General features: G+C 73.6%; 9 protein-coding genes and 1 tRNA gene. 3 read left to right on the top strand and 7 right to left on the bottom strand.

Annotation, left to right across the window (positions count from 1 at the left end; all coding sequences use genetic code 11):
* Positions 1–32: 32 nt before the first annotated feature.
* Positions 33–1526 carry a 30S ribosomal protein S1 gene (rpsA, locus tag V5D56_RS14860; protein WP_435736069.1) on the bottom strand — a complete coding sequence of 498 codons (1494 nt, stop codon included), beginning with the start codon at positions 1524–1526 and terminating at the stop codon, positions 33–35.
* A 235-nt stretch (positions 1527–1761) separates the two neighbouring features.
* On the bottom strand, positions 1762–2787 hold the full coding sequence (locus V5D56_RS14865) for a 6-phosphofructokinase (protein ID WP_435736070.1): 1026 nt from the start codon (positions 2785–2787) through the stop codon (positions 1762–1764).
* Between the two features lie 217 nt (positions 2788–3004).
* Here V5D56_RS14865 and V5D56_RS14870 point away from each other — a divergent pair, with 217 nt between their 5' ends.
* Entirely contained in the window at positions 3005–3862 is an 858-nt protein-coding gene (locus tag V5D56_RS14870; protein WP_435736071.1) for a class I SAM-dependent methyltransferase, read from the top strand.
* Positions 3863–3867: 5 nt separating this feature from the next.
* On the opposite strand, the gene polA is transcribed toward V5D56_RS14870, so the two are convergent.
* On the bottom strand, positions 3868–6573 hold the full coding sequence (gene polA / locus V5D56_RS14875) for a DNA polymerase I (RefSeq protein WP_435736072.1): 2706 nt from the start codon (positions 6571–6573) through the stop codon (positions 3868–3870).
* On the opposite strand from polA, the gene V5D56_RS14880 reads away from it, so the two are divergent.
* The gene (locus tag V5D56_RS14880; protein WP_435736073.1) at positions 6572–7042 is read left to right on the top strand and encodes a hotdog fold thioesterase; all 471 of its coding nucleotides are present in this window, start codon (positions 6572–6574) and stop codon (positions 7040–7042) included. The genes polA and V5D56_RS14880 overlap by 2 nt on opposite strands.
* A gap of 51 nt (positions 7043–7093) precedes the next feature.
* On the opposite strand, the gene V5D56_RS14885 is transcribed toward V5D56_RS14880, so the two are convergent.
* A complete protein-coding gene (locus V5D56_RS14885; RefSeq protein WP_435736074.1) occupies positions 7094–7759 on the bottom strand; it encodes an N-acetyltransferase family protein in 666 nt (221 codons plus the stop codon).
* Between the two features lie 240 nt (positions 7760–7999).
* A complete protein-coding gene (locus V5D56_RS14890; RefSeq protein ID WP_435739047.1) occupies positions 8000–8623 on the bottom strand; it encodes an ANTAR domain-containing response regulator in 624 nt (207 codons plus the stop codon).
* Positions 8624–8806: 183 nt separating this feature from the next.
* Here V5D56_RS14890 and V5D56_RS14895 point away from each other — a divergent pair.
* A tRNA-Leu gene (locus tag V5D56_RS14895) sits at positions 8807–8880 on the top strand.
* A 30-nt stretch (positions 8881–8910) separates the two neighbouring features.
* Here V5D56_RS14895 and V5D56_RS14900 read toward each other — a convergent pair.
* Both V5D56_RS14900 and V5D56_RS14905 read right to left on the bottom strand, forming a co-directional pair.
* Entirely contained in the window at positions 8911–10254 is a 1344-nt protein-coding gene (locus V5D56_RS14900) for a M1 family metallopeptidase (RefSeq protein ID WP_435736075.1), read from the bottom strand.
* A gap of 73 nt (positions 10255–10327) precedes the next feature.
* A complete protein-coding gene (locus tag V5D56_RS14905; RefSeq protein WP_435736076.1) occupies positions 10328–14311 on the bottom strand; it encodes a Pls/PosA family non-ribosomal peptide synthetase in 3984 nt (1327 codons plus the stop codon).
* Between the last annotated feature and the right edge of the window lie 151 nt (positions 14312–14462).

Here is a 14462-nt window from a genome sequence, read left to right on the forward strand (position 1 = left end):
TGTCCGGTCGCGACCGACGGGCCGCGGACGGATCAGTTGCCGGTGAGCTTCTCGCGCAGAGCGGCGAGCGCCTCGTCCGAGGCGAGCGTGCCCGTCGCCTCGGCGGCCGGGGCCGACGAGTACGAGGAGCTGCTGCCCGCGGACGACGACGAGGAGGACGACGAGGACGAGTCGGAGCTCGCCGGGGTCTCGTAATCCGCCTTGAGCGCCTCGGCGACCTGCTTGCGGTGCGCCTCCCAGCGCTCGTGCGCCTTGGCGTACTCGGCCTCCCAGGCCTCGCGCTGGGTCTCGAAGCCCTCGAGCCACTCGTTGGTCTCCGGGTCGAAGCCCTCGGGGTACTTGTAGTTCCCCTGCTCGTCGTACTCGGCGGCCATGCCGTACAGCGCGGGGTCGAAGTCGTCCGACTCCGGGTCCACGCCCTCGTTGGCCTGCTTGAGCGACAGCGAGATGCGGCGACGCTCGAGGTCGATGTCGATGACCTTGACGAAGACCTCGTCACCGACGTTGACGACCTGCTCGGGCAGCTCGACGTGGCGGACGGCGAGCTCGGAGATGTGCACGAGGCCCTCGATGCCGTCCTCGACGCGCACGAACGCACCGAACGGGACGAGCTTGGTGACCTTGCCCGGGACGACCTGACCGATCGCGTGGGTCCGGGCGAACGTCTGCCACGGGTCCTCCTGCGTCGCCTTGAGCGACAGCGAGACGCGCTCGCGGTCGAAGTCGACGTCCAGGACCTCGACCGTGACCTCCTGGCCGACCTCGACGACCTCGGAGGGGTGGTCGATGTGCTTCCAGGACAGCTCGGAGACGTGCACGAGACCGTCGACGCCGCCGAGGTCCACGAACGCACCGAAGTTGACGATCGAGGAGACGACACCGGGGCGCACCTGACCCTTCTGCAGCGTCTGCAGGAAGGTGGAGCGGACCTCGGACTGCGTCTGCTCGAGCCACGCACGGCGCGAGAGCACGACGTTGTTGCGGTTCTTGTCGAGCTCGATGATCTTCGCCTCGATCTCCTTGCCGACGTACGGCTGGAGGTCGCGGACGCGACGCATCTCCACGAGGGACGCGGGCAGGAAGCCACGCAGACCGATGTCGAGGATGAGGCCGCCCTTGACGACCTCGATGACGGTGCCGGTGACGACGCCGTCCTCTTCCTTGATCTTCTCGATCGTGCCCCAGGCGCGCTCGTACTGCGCACGCTTCTTGGACAGGATCAGACGGCCTTCCTTGTCCTCCTTCTGGAGGACGAGGGCCTCGACCGCGTCGCCGACGTTGACGACCTCACCGGGGTCCACGTCGTGCTTGATGGACAGCTCGCGGGAGGGGATGACGCCCTCGGTCTTGTAGCCGATGTCGAGAAGGACCTCGTCGCGGTCCACCTTGACGATCGTGCCTTCGACGATGTCACCGTCGTTGAAGTACTTGATGGTCGCGTCAACGGCGGCGAGGAAGTCCTCCTCGGTGCCGATGTCGTTGACGGCAACCTGGGGTGCGGACTTCGCGGGGGTAGAGATGGTCATTGAGTTCGATGCTCCGATGCGGACAGGGAAGTCGAGCGGATAAGGGAGTGTGCCGCCGTCCTGACGCGGACGACGTGCACGGATATGGTGGCGTGAGGCCTGACGACAGGCGCAAGGCACCGCCGTCCATCCTACGCGCGGCAGGTCACCAGGGTCAACGCGGGCCCGGTGGCGTCCCCGCCGTCGTCCGGTGCTTTCCCGCGGGCCCTCCCGCGGGCCGTGCCCCGGGCACGTCTCAGGCGAGGACGCGTGCGACGCGCAGCAGCTCTGCCGGGACGCGCTTGGGGCGGCCGGCGACCTCGGCGAGCGGGACGAGCTCGACCCGCTCCCCGCGCAGCGCGGTCATGACCCCCGTGGTCCCGGCGCTCACGGCGTCGACCGCCGCGACGCCGAACCGGCTCCCGAGGATGCGGTCCGTCGGTGTCGGCTCCCCGCCGCGCTGCACGTGGCCGAGCACCGTGAGGCGGGTGTCGAAGCCGGTGCGCGCCGAGATCTCCGCGCTCACGCGCTCGCCCACCGAGCCGGCGACGATCTCCCCGAACCGCCCGAGCTGCTGCGTGAACTCCATCGACGACCCCTCGCGCGGCACGGCGCCCTCGGCCACGACGACGATCGAGAAGTTCGCGTGCGCCCGGTGGCGGTGGCGCAGGAACTTCACGACCTGGTCGATGTCGAACGGCTCCTCGGGCGCGAGGACGACCTCGGCACCGCCGGCGATGCCCGCGTTCACCGCGATCCAGCCGGCGTGCCGACCCATGACCTCGACGACCATGACGCGGTTGTGGCTCTCCGCGGTCGTGTGCACGCGGTCGAGCGCCTCGGTCGCGATGTTGACCGCGGTGTGGAAGCCGATCGAGAGGTCCGTGCCCTCGACGTCGTTGTCGATCGTCTTCGGGATCGCGACGATCGGGACCCCGGCCTCGCCCACCCGGCTGGCCGCGTGCAGCGTCCCGTCGCCGCCGATGCAGATCATCGCGTCGAGCCGCTCGGCCTCGACGGTCGCGAGCACCGCTTCCATGCTCCCGTCCTCGGTGCTCGGGTGGAACCGCGCCGTGCCGAGCAGCGTCCCGCCCACGGGCAGCACGTTGCGGATGTCCTGCCGACCGAGCGGGTGGACGTCGCCGTCGACGACACCGCGCCACCCGTTGCGGAAGCCGATGACGGTGTGCCCGTACTCCCCCGTCCCCTGCTTCACCACGGCACGGATCGCCGCGTTGAGCCCGGGGCAGTCGCCGCCGCCCGTGAGAAGTCCGATCCGCACGTGGTCCTCCGTCTCGTCGTCGGTGCGCCCGTGGCGCACCCTTCCCGGCGAGACGGAGGCGCTGCCCCCGCGGCGCCGCGTCGCCACCACCCTAGTCACGTGAGCGACCTCACCCGCGGCGCGTCCTGCCATCCGGGCGCACCGGAGACCAAGGTCCCGGAGACCACCGGAGGAGGTCCTCCGTCCCCGCGCGCGGCCGGCGGGCGAGAATGGCCGCATGCCCTCGCACCCCACCGGTCCCGACCGGCCTCGGCCCGCGGACGCCGCCGCACCTGGTCCCGTCGCGCACGCGGGCTACCGCGACGTCCTGGGCGCCGACGGCGGGCGCGCCGGCCGGTCCTGGTGGGACGCGAACGCGGCCGAGTACCTCGACGAGCACGGCGAGTTCCTCGGCGCGACGGACTTCTGCTGGTGCCCCGAAGGGCTGCGCGAGAAGGACGTCCACCTGCTCGGCGAGGTGGACGGCCGTCGGGTGCTGGAGGTCGGCGCCGGTGCCGCCCAGTGCTCGCGGTGGCTCGTCACGCACGGAGCGCTCGCCGTGGCGACCGACGTGTCGGGCGGGATGCTCGCCGCCGGCACGGACCTGGACCGCCGGACCGGCGTCCATGTCCCCCTGGTCCAGGCCGACGCACGCCGCCTGCCGTTCGCCGACGGGACGTTCGACGTCGCCTTCACGTCGTTCGGCGCCATCCCCTTCGTGCCCGACGCCGACGCCGTCCACCGCGAGGTCGCTCGTGTCCTGCGGCCCGGGGGCACGTGGACGTTCTCCGTCACGCACCCGATCCGCTGGGCGTTCCCGGACGACCCGGGCGAGCACGGGCTCACGGCGAACCGGTCCTACTTCGACCGTCGGCCGTACGTGGAGTCCGACGACGCCGGCCGGGTCCTGTACGCGGAGTACCACCGCACGCTCGGCGACCACGTCCGGGACGTGGTCGCGGCCGGCCTCGTCGTGACCGACGTCGTGGAGCCCGAGTGGCCCGAGGACAACCCCGAGGTGTGGGGCGGGTGGGGGCCCGTGCGCGGCGCGCGCCTGCCGGGGACGGCGATCTTCCGGACGCGTCGGCCCGGCTGAGCCGGTCAGTGACCGGCGTCGTGCCAGGTCGCGCCGGCGCCGACGGAGACGTCGAGCGGGACGTCGAGCTGTGCGGCCGCGCCCATCTCGGTGCGCAGCACCTGCTCGACCTCGTCCCGCTCCCCCGCCGCCACCTCGACCACGAGCTCGTCGTGCACCTGGAGCAGCAGTCGCGAGCGCAGCCCGCGCTCGTCGAGCGCGCGTTGGACGCCGAGCATCGCGACCTTGATGAGGTCGGCGGCGCTGCCCTGGATCGGTGCGTTGAGCGCCATGCGCTCGGCCATCTGCCGTCGCTGGCGGTTGTCGCTCGTGAGGTCCGGCAGGTACCGCCGACGGCCGAGGATGGTCGCGGTGTACCCCGTCGCGCGCGCCTCGTCGACCACGCCCGTCAGGTAGTCCCGCACTCCGCCGAAGCGCTCGAAGTAGTCGTCCATGAGCTTCTGCGCCTCACCGACCTCGATGGTCAGCTGCTGCGAGAGGCCGAACGCCGAGAGCCCGTAGGCGAGGCCGTACGACATCGCCTTGATCTTGGAGCGCATCGCGGGCGTCACCTCGGCCGCCGGCACGTCGAACACGCGCGACCCGACGTAGCTGTGCAGGTCCTCGCCGGAGCGGAACGCCTCGATGAGCCCCTCGTCCCCCGACAGGTGGGCCATGATCCGCATCTCGATCTGGCTGTAGTCGGCGGTGAGGAGCGTCTCGTACCCCTGCCCGACGACGAATGCGCGCCGGATCCGGCGGCCCGCCTCGGTCCGGATGGGGATGTTCTGCAGGTTGGGCTCCGTCGAGCTGAGGCGCCCGGTCGCGGCGATCGTCTGCTGGAACGTCGTGTGGATGCGGCCGTCGTCCGCGACCGACTTGAGCAGCCCCTCCACCGTCTGGCGCAGGCGTGACGCGTCGCGGTGCGCGAGCAGGTGCTCGAGGAACGGGTGCTGGGTCTTGGCGAAGAGGTCCGCCAGCGCCGACGCGTCGGTCGTGTACCCGGTCTTGATCTTCTTCGTCTTCGGCATGCCGAGCTGGTCGAACAGCACCTCCTGGAGCTGCTTGGGCGACCCGAGGTTCACCTCCCGCCCGATGACGGCGTAGGCCTCGGTGGCCGCGGTCACGACGAGGTCGCCGAAGTGCCGCTCGAGCTCGGTCAGGTACTCCACGTCCGCGGCGATCCCGGTCCGCTCCATGCGCGCGAGCACGCCCGTCAGCGGCAGCTCCAGGTCGGTCAGGAGGTGCCCGGCGCCGCGGTCCTCGAGCTCGCCGGTCAGGACGTCCGCGAGCTGGGCGACGGCGAGAGCCCGGATCGCGTCCCGCTCCTGCTCGCCGTTCCCGTCCAGCGAGAGGTCGAGCGCGCCCTGCGCGTCGTCGCCTGCCGCGGTGTCGGGGCGCAGCTCGCGGTGCAGGTGGCGCACGACGAGGTCTCCGAGGTCGTAGCCCCGCTGGTCGGGGTGGCACAGGTAGGCGGCGAGCTCGGTGTCGAACGTGACGCCCCGCAGGTCGAGGCCGCGCGCGGCGAGCTCGTGCGAGGCCGACTTCGCCCCGTGCACCACCTTGGGCCGGTCGGCGTCCGCCAGCCAGGCCGCGAGCGCCTGCTCGTCCTGGGGGGCGAGGTCGGCGAGGTCGAACGCGACGGCCGACCCCGCGTCGTCGGACAGGGCGAGCGCCCACGCGTCGCCGCCGGCCGGAACGGCCTTCCCCGACACCTCGACGCCGAGGCGGCGCGCCCCGTGCTCCGCGAGCCACGCGCCCAGCCCGCCGGGGACGACGTCCGCCACGTCGACGTCGAACCCCTCCTCGGTCTCGACCTCGCCCTCGGGCGCGATGGCGAACAGGCGGTCGCGCAGCGCCCGGAACTCGAGCGCGTCGAGCACCTGGTGCACGGCTTCCCGGTCCCACGGCCGCGCCGCGAGGTCGTCGGGTCCGACGGGGAGCTCGAGGTCGCACAGGAGCGCGTTGAGCCGCCGGTTGAGCCGGACCTGCTCGACGGCGGCGCGCAGGTTCTCGCCCGCCTTGCCCTTGATCTCGTCGGCGCGCTCGAGCAGCGCCTCGAGGTCGCCGTAGGTCGTGATCCACTTCGCGGCGGTCTTCGGCCCGACGCCGGGGATGCCGGGCAGGTTGTCCGACGTCTCCCCCACGAGCGCCGCGAGGTCGGGGTACCGCTCGGGCGGCACGCCGTACTTCTCGACGACGGCCGCCGCGTCCATGCGCGCGAGCTCCGAGACGCCGCGCTTCGGGTACAGCACCGTGACGTCGGGGCCGATGAGCTGGAAGGAGTCGCGGTCGCCGGAGCAGACGAGGACCTCCATGCCCGCGGCGGCACCCTGCGTCGCGAGCGTCGCGAAGATGTCGTCGGCCTCGTAGCCCTCGCGCTCGAGCGTCGGGATCCGCAGGGTCTCGAGGATCTCCTTGATGAGCGGGACCTGGCCCTTGAACGGCTCGGGGGTCGACTCGCGCGTGCCCTTGTAGCTCGGCAGGACCTCGGTGCGGAACGACTGGCGACCGGCGTCGAACGCCACGGCGACGTGGGTGGGCTCCTCGTCGCGCAGCAGGTTGATGAGCATCGAGATGAAGCCGTAGACGGCGTTCGTGTGCTGGCCCGTCGTCGTCGAGAAGTTCTCGGCCGGGAGCGCGAAGAAGGCGCGGTAGGCCATGGAGTGTCCGTCGATGAGCAGCAGGCGGGGTCGCGCGGAGGTCGTCACGGGTGCCAACCTATCGCCCATGACCGACACGCACGGTGCCGACGGCGCCCGCCCCGCCCCTGCCGCTCCTGACGCCCGCGACGCCGCGCAGAACGCCTACGAGGCCCTCGGGCTGCGCACGGAGGGGACGCTCATCGAGCGCCTCGGCATCGAGCTGGAGGACGTCGCCGCCGACCACGTGTCGGCCCGGATGCCGGTCGCCGGGAACACGCAGCCGGCGGGTCTGCTGCACGGCGGCGCGTCGGTGGTGCTCGCCGAGACGCTCGGGTCGATCGCCGCGCAGCTGCACGCCGGACCCGGACGGGCGGCGGTGGGCATCGAGGTCAACGCGACGCACCACCGGTCCGCGCGCGAGGGCTGGGTGCACGGCGTGTCACGACCGCTGCACCTCGGCCGGACGACCGCCAGCTACGAGATCGTCGTGTCGGACGACGCCGGGCGGCGCGTGTGCACGGCACGGCTCACGTGCATGATCCTCGACCGCCCCTGACCCGTGGCGAGAGAGGTCGGGCGCGCTCGGCGGCCGACCTCCGGCGGAGCCTCAGCCGGAGAGGCGCTCGTGCTCGGCGGACGACGCCGCGAGACCCGCACGACGGCGGTACTCCGCCTGGAAGTCGCGCAGGTCCACCGGACCGCTCATGCCCTCGGTGCGGGCACGACGTCGGCGGGCGATGAGGTCTTCGAGGGACCGCGTCCCGCGACGGGCGGGCGCGAGGTCGGCGGCGAGCCGACGCTGCAGCACGGCGGTCTGCACGACACGGTGACCGGCGACCGGGCCGAAGCCGAGCCGGGAGAGGAACCGCTGCACCCCGCGCGAGCCCGGGATCGGGACCGAGTAGACGTGCGACGCCCCGGCCGACGCGGCGAGCTCCGCCGTCGCGCTGAGCAGGGCGTGCCCGACCCCGCGTCGTCGGGCGTCCTCACCGACGTACACGGCCTCGACGTACAGGCTCGGCTCGTCGGCGAAGAGGTGCGGCTCCAGCACGCGGGCGAGGACGAAGCCGACGGGGCGACCCTCCTGCTGCGCGACGAGGACGTGCCCGCCGGGCAGGGCGAGCAGGACCGACAGGTGTCGCACGAGACGCTCCACGTCGGGGGCGCAGATCTGCGCACCGGACGCCGACTCCGTACGGGCCTCCGCGCACAGCGCGGCGACACCGGGCAGGTCGTCGCCGACCGCCGGCCTGACCTCGACTGCTGAGCGCACCGCGATCCTCCTCGTTCTCACCGTGGTCCGACGGCACAGGGAGGACATGGGGTGTGAGAAGGTCCACGTCGCTCCGGTACGAGACGACAGCTGCCGATGGCTGCCGACCGAGCACTACGTGGCGACCGCGTTCACCGCCCCGGAAACAACTGGACGCCAGTCCAAGACGATAGCCCTGTTACCGGAGCGTGACAAAGGCCCAGATCAGCGACCCCTGACAACGCGGTCACCCGCGAGCGGTCAGGCGCCGCCGACCTGCTCGATGACGGCGTCCGCGACCTCGCGCATGGTCAGGCGACGGTCCATCGACGTCTTCTGGATCCAGCGGAACGACTCGGGCTCCGACAGGCCCATCTTCGTCATGAGCAGACCCTTGGCGCGGTCCACGCGCTTGCGCGTCTCGAACCGCTCCGCGAGGTCGGCGACCTCGGACTCGAGCGCCGAGATCTGCGAGTAGCGCGAGATCGCGATCTCGACGGCCGGGAGCAGGTCCGCCGGGGTGAAGGGCTTGACGACGTACGCCATGGCCCCCGCGTCCCGGGCGCGCTCGACGAGCTCGGCCTGCGAGAACGCCGTCAGCAGCACGACCGGCGCCGCGTGCGCCTTGCCGATCTGCTCGGCCGCGGAGATGCCGTCGAGCTCGGGCATCTTCACGTCCATGACGACGACGTCCGGCTTGAGCTCGAGCGCGAGCCGCACCGCGGTCGCGCCGTCGCCGGCCTCGCCGACGACGTCGAAGCCGGCCTCGCGCAGCGTCTCGACGACGTCGAGGCGGATGAGCGCCTCGTCCTCGGCGACGACCGCGCGGCGTGCGGGACGACCCGTCGACGGCGGCGTCGTCTCGACGGGCTGGGGCTCGAGCATGGGGGGCAGGTCGAGCGGCTGCTTGTCCGCGGGCTGCGCTGTCTGGTCACTCACGCTGTTCATCGTAGTGCGCCCCACCCCGTGCCGCCCCCGGGTTTCACCCCCGGCGCACTGTGATTCTCGCTCCATCTGGGCCGTGTGGTTCGATAGAGCCGCGCAGCGCCGTCGTGGTGGCGATGCGATGCCCCGGTAGCCCAACCGGCAGAGGCGTTCGGCTCAAACCCGATCCAGTGTGGGTTCGAATCCCACCCGGGGCACCTCACCGCAGCATCTCCCCGGCACCGTCGTCACGACGTCGGTGCCACGGGCAGCTCCGGCAGGGGTGCGTCGAGCAGCCAGGCGTCGAGCAGCCGGTCCACGTCCGCCCCGCCCTCGCGCAGGGTCCCCCGGAGGTCGGCGGTCGTCACCGAGCCGAACCGGTGGGTCGACGTCCAGCGGCGCAGGAACGCGAAGAAGCCGTCGTCGCCGAGCGTCAGGCGCAGCGCGTGCAGCGTCAGGGCCCCGCGCTTGTAGAGCCGGTCGTCGAACATGAGGTCGGGCCCCGGGTCGGCGAGCACGAGGTCCTGGGGCAGCGCCCCGAGCCGTGCGTGGTGGTGCCGCGCGTGCGCGTCGGCGCTCTCGCGGCCCGCCGCCTCGGACCACAGCCACTCGGCGTAGCACGCGAAGCCCTCGTTGAGCCAGATGTCCTGCCACCGCGCGACGGACACGCTGTTGCCGAACCACTGGTGGGCGAGCTCGTGCGCGACGAGCCGGTCCCACGTCCCGTCGCCGTCGAGGTGGTTCGCGCCGAAGATCGACAGTCCCTGCGCCTCGAGCGGGATCTCGAGGTCGTCCTCCGTGACGACGAGCCGGTAGCCCTCCGCGAAGGGATACGGCCCGAACATCGACTCGAACGCGCTCATCGTCTCGGCGTGCCGCGCCAGGTCGTGGCGCACCGCGTCGCGCTGCGACGCGTGCGCGAGGGCGGTCTGGGCGACGGGGTGCCGGACGGCGTCCAGGAGGCCGGAGAGGCCGGACCTGCGGCCGACGTCGAGGTCGTCGAACCGGCCGACGACCACCGTCGCGAGGTAGGTGCACATGGGGGCGGTCGGGCCGAACCGCCAGGTCCTCGTCGACGCCTTGCGCGACACGTCGAGCAGCGGCCCGTTGGCCGCGACGGTGTAGCCCGCGTCGGTCGTCACGGTGATCTCGAACGTGGCCTTGTGCGCGGGCGTGTCGTTGCACGGGAACCAGGTGGGAGCGCCGTCAGGCTGCCCGGCGACGAGCGAGCCCTCCGTGAGCTCCTCCCAGCCGACGTCGCCCCACGGGCCGATCCACGGCCGGGGCCGCCCGCCGTAGACGACCTCGACGCGCAGCGCCGTGCCGCGCACGGCGAGGCGTCCCAGCCGGACGGTGAGCCGCCCGCCGGCGTGCCCGAACCGCACCGGGGCGCCGTCGACGGTCACGCGCGTCGCCTTGAGGTGGACGAGGTCGAGCTCGAGGACGTCCACGTCGGCGTCCAGGACGACGTCCAGGGTCGCGACGCCGTCGAGGCGGTTGGGACGCACGCGGTACGTCAGCTGGAGGCCGTAGCGGTTCACGTGGTGGTCGGACGTCCCGCGGTGCGGGGCGTAGGGGTCGGGGCCGTTCAACGATCGACGGTGAGCCACGGTCGGGCGTCCTCCAGGGTCGGGTCCGCCGCATCGTACGTGAGGGCGGGCGCGCTCACCGCGTGCTCGCCCGACCGCCGCGCCGCAGGGCGGTCGCCGGCAGGTCGCTCGTCCACGGGACGATCGGGTTGCCGTGCCAGAGCGTTCCCGGCGGCACGAGCTCGCCGCGCATGACGAGCGACGCGGGGCCGACGCGCGCTCCGTCCGCCACGACCGCGGCGGGCAGGATCACCCCGTGCGGGCCGATGGACGCGCCCGGCGCGACGCGCACCGTGTCGAGGCTCATCACCCGGTCGTGGAAGAGGTGGGTCTGCAGGACGCACCCGCGCCCGACGGTCGCGCCGTCGTCCAGGTGGACCAGGTCCGCCTCGGGGAGCCAGTACGTCTCGCACCACACGCCGCGGCCGACCCGCGCGCCGAGCGTGCGCAGCCACGCGGTGAGCAGCGGGGTGCCGTAGACGTGCGTGGCGAACCACGGCGCGGCGACCACCTCGACGAAGGTGTCCTGCAGCTCGTTGCGCCAGACGAACGTGCTCCACAGCGGGTGGTCCCCCGCCCGGAACCGACCGACGAGCACCCACTTGACCACCGAGGTGAGGAGCGCGCCCACCGCTCCGGCCGCGAGCAGGACGACCCCGGACCCGAGGGCGGCCGCCCCCAGGCCGCGCGTGTCGACGACCGTCAGGAGCACGACGACCACCCCGACGGCGAGGTACGCCGAGCACACGACGGCCGCCCAGCGCAGCAGCTCGAACGCGCCCCGCGCGACGAGCAGCCGGGCCGGCGGCGAGAACGTCCGCGACTCGTCGGTCTCGCCCTGCGCGACGCGGCGCAGCCGGGTCGGCGGGCTGCCGAGCCACGACGATCCCGCCTTGGCCTTGGCCGGCGCGGCCGACAGCACCGCGACGAGGCCGTTCTTCGGCACGGAACGACCTGGCGCGGTGATCCCCGAGTTCCCGAGGAACGCGCGCTTGCCCACGCGGGCGCGGGCGACCCGGACCCAGCCGCCGCCGAGCTCGTAGGGGGCGACCATCGTGTCGTCGGCGAGGAACGCGCCGCGCGAGACCTCCATCATCGACGGGAGGCCGACCACGGTCGAGGCCTCCACGTCCCGGCCCACGCGCGCGCCGAGCAGTCGGAGCCACCCGGGCGTGAAGACGCTCGAGTACAGCGGGAACAGCGCCGTGCGCGCCGAGTCCATGAGCCGCTGGGTGACCCACGCCTGCCAGCCCTGCCGGCTGTGCGCGGCGTGATAGCCCTCGCCGAGCCCGAGCGCGAGGAGCCGGACGCTGACGAGCACGAGCAGCGCGTACGTCGCCGCGGCCGCGAGCGCCGCCGCGGGGACCCATGCCGCGAGCGGTCCGAGCAGCGCCCCGACGCCCCGGGGGACACCGGTCAGCGGCACGCCGCCGAGCAGCACGAGCAGACCGGCCGCGACGGCGAGCACCGGGAGCAGGCTCAGGCCGAGCCCGCTCAGCCCGTACACGACCTCCCACCGCCGTCGCCGCGGAGGGCGCTCGTCGGGCCACGGGTGCTTCACCTCGCTGCGGACGCGCACCGCGGGCGAGCCCGCCCAGTACTCGCGCGCGCCCACCCGTCCCGCGACGCACGATCCGGCGGCCACGTCCGCGCCCTTGCCGACCCGCGCGCCGGGCAGGAGGGTCGAGCGGGCGCCGATCGTCGCGCCGGCTCCGACCCGCACCCTGCCGAGGTGGAGCGTGTCGCCGTCGAGCCAGTGCCCGGACAGGTCGACCTCGGGCTCGACCGCGCTCCCCTTGCCGAGGGAGAGCATCCCGGTCACGGGCGGCAGCGCGTGCAGCTCGGCGTCGCGACCGACCTTCGCGCCGAGCAGGCGCGCGTAGAGCCCGACGAGCGGCGCCCCGGCCACCGTCACCCCACCGCTCGCCCCGACCAGCCCTTCCGCCGCCCACAGCCGCACGTGCACGCTGCCACCGCGCGGGTAGCTCCCCGGTCGGACACCGCGCAGGAGCAGGCGTGCCCCGAGGGCGGCGACGAGCAGGCGGCCCGGCGGGCTCACCAGCAGCAGCCAGCCGGCGACCACCCACCACCACGAGACCGGGCGGACGAACGGGAGGGACGTCGTGGCGGCGAGCACGTTGCCGAGGGCGGCGACCCAGACGAGCCACCGCAGCCCGGCGATCGTCCGCAGCGCGAGCACGACCAGGAGCTGCACCAGCTGCGTCCGCCGCGCCACCGGGCCGGCGGTCGCGGCGGCCGGGGAGCTGCCGTCCGCGGGCGCGCCGTCGGACGCCGCGGCGGCGGCGCCGCGCTCGACGAACGCGGCGAGCTCACCCACCGACGGGTTGTCGTAGAGGTCGGCCACCGTGATGCTCGGCAGGCGCTCGCGCAGCGCCGAGACCACCTGCGCCGCCGTGAGGCTCCCCCCGCCCAGCTCGAAGAAGTCGTCGTCCGCGACCTGCGGAGCGGCGCCGAGCACCGCGTGCCAGATCCCCGCGACCCACTCCTCCGCCGCCGTGAGGGGCACGGCGTCGTCGGGGACGCGTGACTCGGCGGCGAGCTGCGACCCCTCGGGCAGCGGCCAGGGCAGCGCGTCCCGGTCGACCTTGCCCGACGTCCGGGTCGGGATCTCCTCGACGACCGCGAGCAGGGGAACGAGCGCGGCGGGCAGGGTGTGCCGCAGCGCCTCGACGCTCGCCCGCGCGTCGAGCGGCTCCTCCCGCCCGGGGTCCGGCACGAGGTACCCGACGAGCACCTGGTTGCCCGCGCCCGAGCGTCGGACGGCGCTCGCGGCGGCGCTCACTCCGTCGAGCGCGAGGAGGGCGGAGTCGATCTCGCCGAGCTCGATGCGGCGCCCGCCCACCTTCACCTGGTCGTCGGCGCGTCCGACGAACAGCAGCCCCGCGTCGTCGCGCACGACGAGGTCGCCCGACCTGTAGGCGCGGTCCCAGCCGAGCCCGGGGTGCGGGGCGTACTTCTCGGCGTCCTTGGCCGGGTCGAGGTAGCGGGCGAGCCCCACGCCGCCGATGACCAGCTCCCCCGTCTGCCCGGGCGCGACCGGTGCGCCGTCGGCCGCGACCACTGCCAGGTCCCACCCGTCCAGCGGCAGACCGATGCGCACAGGCCCGGGGCCGCCGAGCAGGGCGGCGCAGGCCACGACGGTGGCCTCCGTCGGACCGTAGGTGTTCCACACCTCGCGGCCCGGTACGGCGAGCCGGTCGACGAGCTCCGGCGGGCACGCCTCGCCGCCGAAGATGAGCAGGCGCACGGAGCTCAGCGTCTCCGGCGGCAGGAGGCCCGCGAGCGTCGGGACCGTCGAGACCACGGTGATCCCCTGCTCCGCGATCCACGGGCCGAGGTCGGCACCGGTACGCACGAGCGAGCGAGGAGCAGGGACGAGGCACGCGCCGTGCCGCCACGCGAGCCACATCTCCTCGCACGAGGCGTCGAACGCGACGGACAGGCCGGCCAGGACCCGGTCCCCCGGACCCAGCGGGGCGTCCCGCAGGAAGAGCCGCGCCTCCGCGTCGACGAACGCCGCCGCACTGCGGTGGGACACGGCCACGCCCTTGGGAGTGCCCGTCGACCCCGACGTGAAGATGATCCACGCGTCGTCTCCCGGGCCGGGCCGCTCCCCCGCGCGGGCGTTCGGCGCGACGTCGGGCGGCACAGCGAGGTGGCCGTCGTCGCCCACGACGGCCCGGACACCCGCCTCGGTGAAGACGAGCTCCGCCCGCTCCTGCGGGTCGTCCTTGTCCACGGGGACGTAGGCCGCTCCGGCGGTGAGGATCGCGAGGATCGACAGGTACAGGTCGGCCCGCCCGGAGGTCGCCCGGACGCCGACGCGATCCCCGGGACCGACCCCCTGCTCGACGAGCCGGGCCGCCCGCGCACCGACCTCGGTGAGGAGCTGCGCGTAGGTCAGCGTCCGGCCGTCGTCGATCGCCGGGGCCTGCGGGTGGGCGGCCGCCGTCGAGGCGAGCACGTCGAGGAGCGTCCTCGGCGCGGGCGCGCGGCCTGCCGCGAGGAGAGGGTCGGGCGAGGTGGTGACGGGCTGCACACTGCTCCAGGGCTGGTAGATGGTCCTGGGCGAAGGGTAGACGGGGCAGGTGCACGGCCGGCGAACGGACGGTGTCGGTGGACGGTGCGCCCCACCCCTTCATCTGACGGAAACTCCGCGGACACACCACGGTCGTACCGTCGCAGCACGA

The sequence above is a fragment of the Cellulosimicrobium sp. PMB13 genome, from assembly GCF_051294865.1.
In the GTDB taxonomy this organism is placed as follows: Bacteria; Actinomycetota; Actinomycetes; order Actinomycetales; family Cellulomonadaceae; genus Cellulosimicrobium.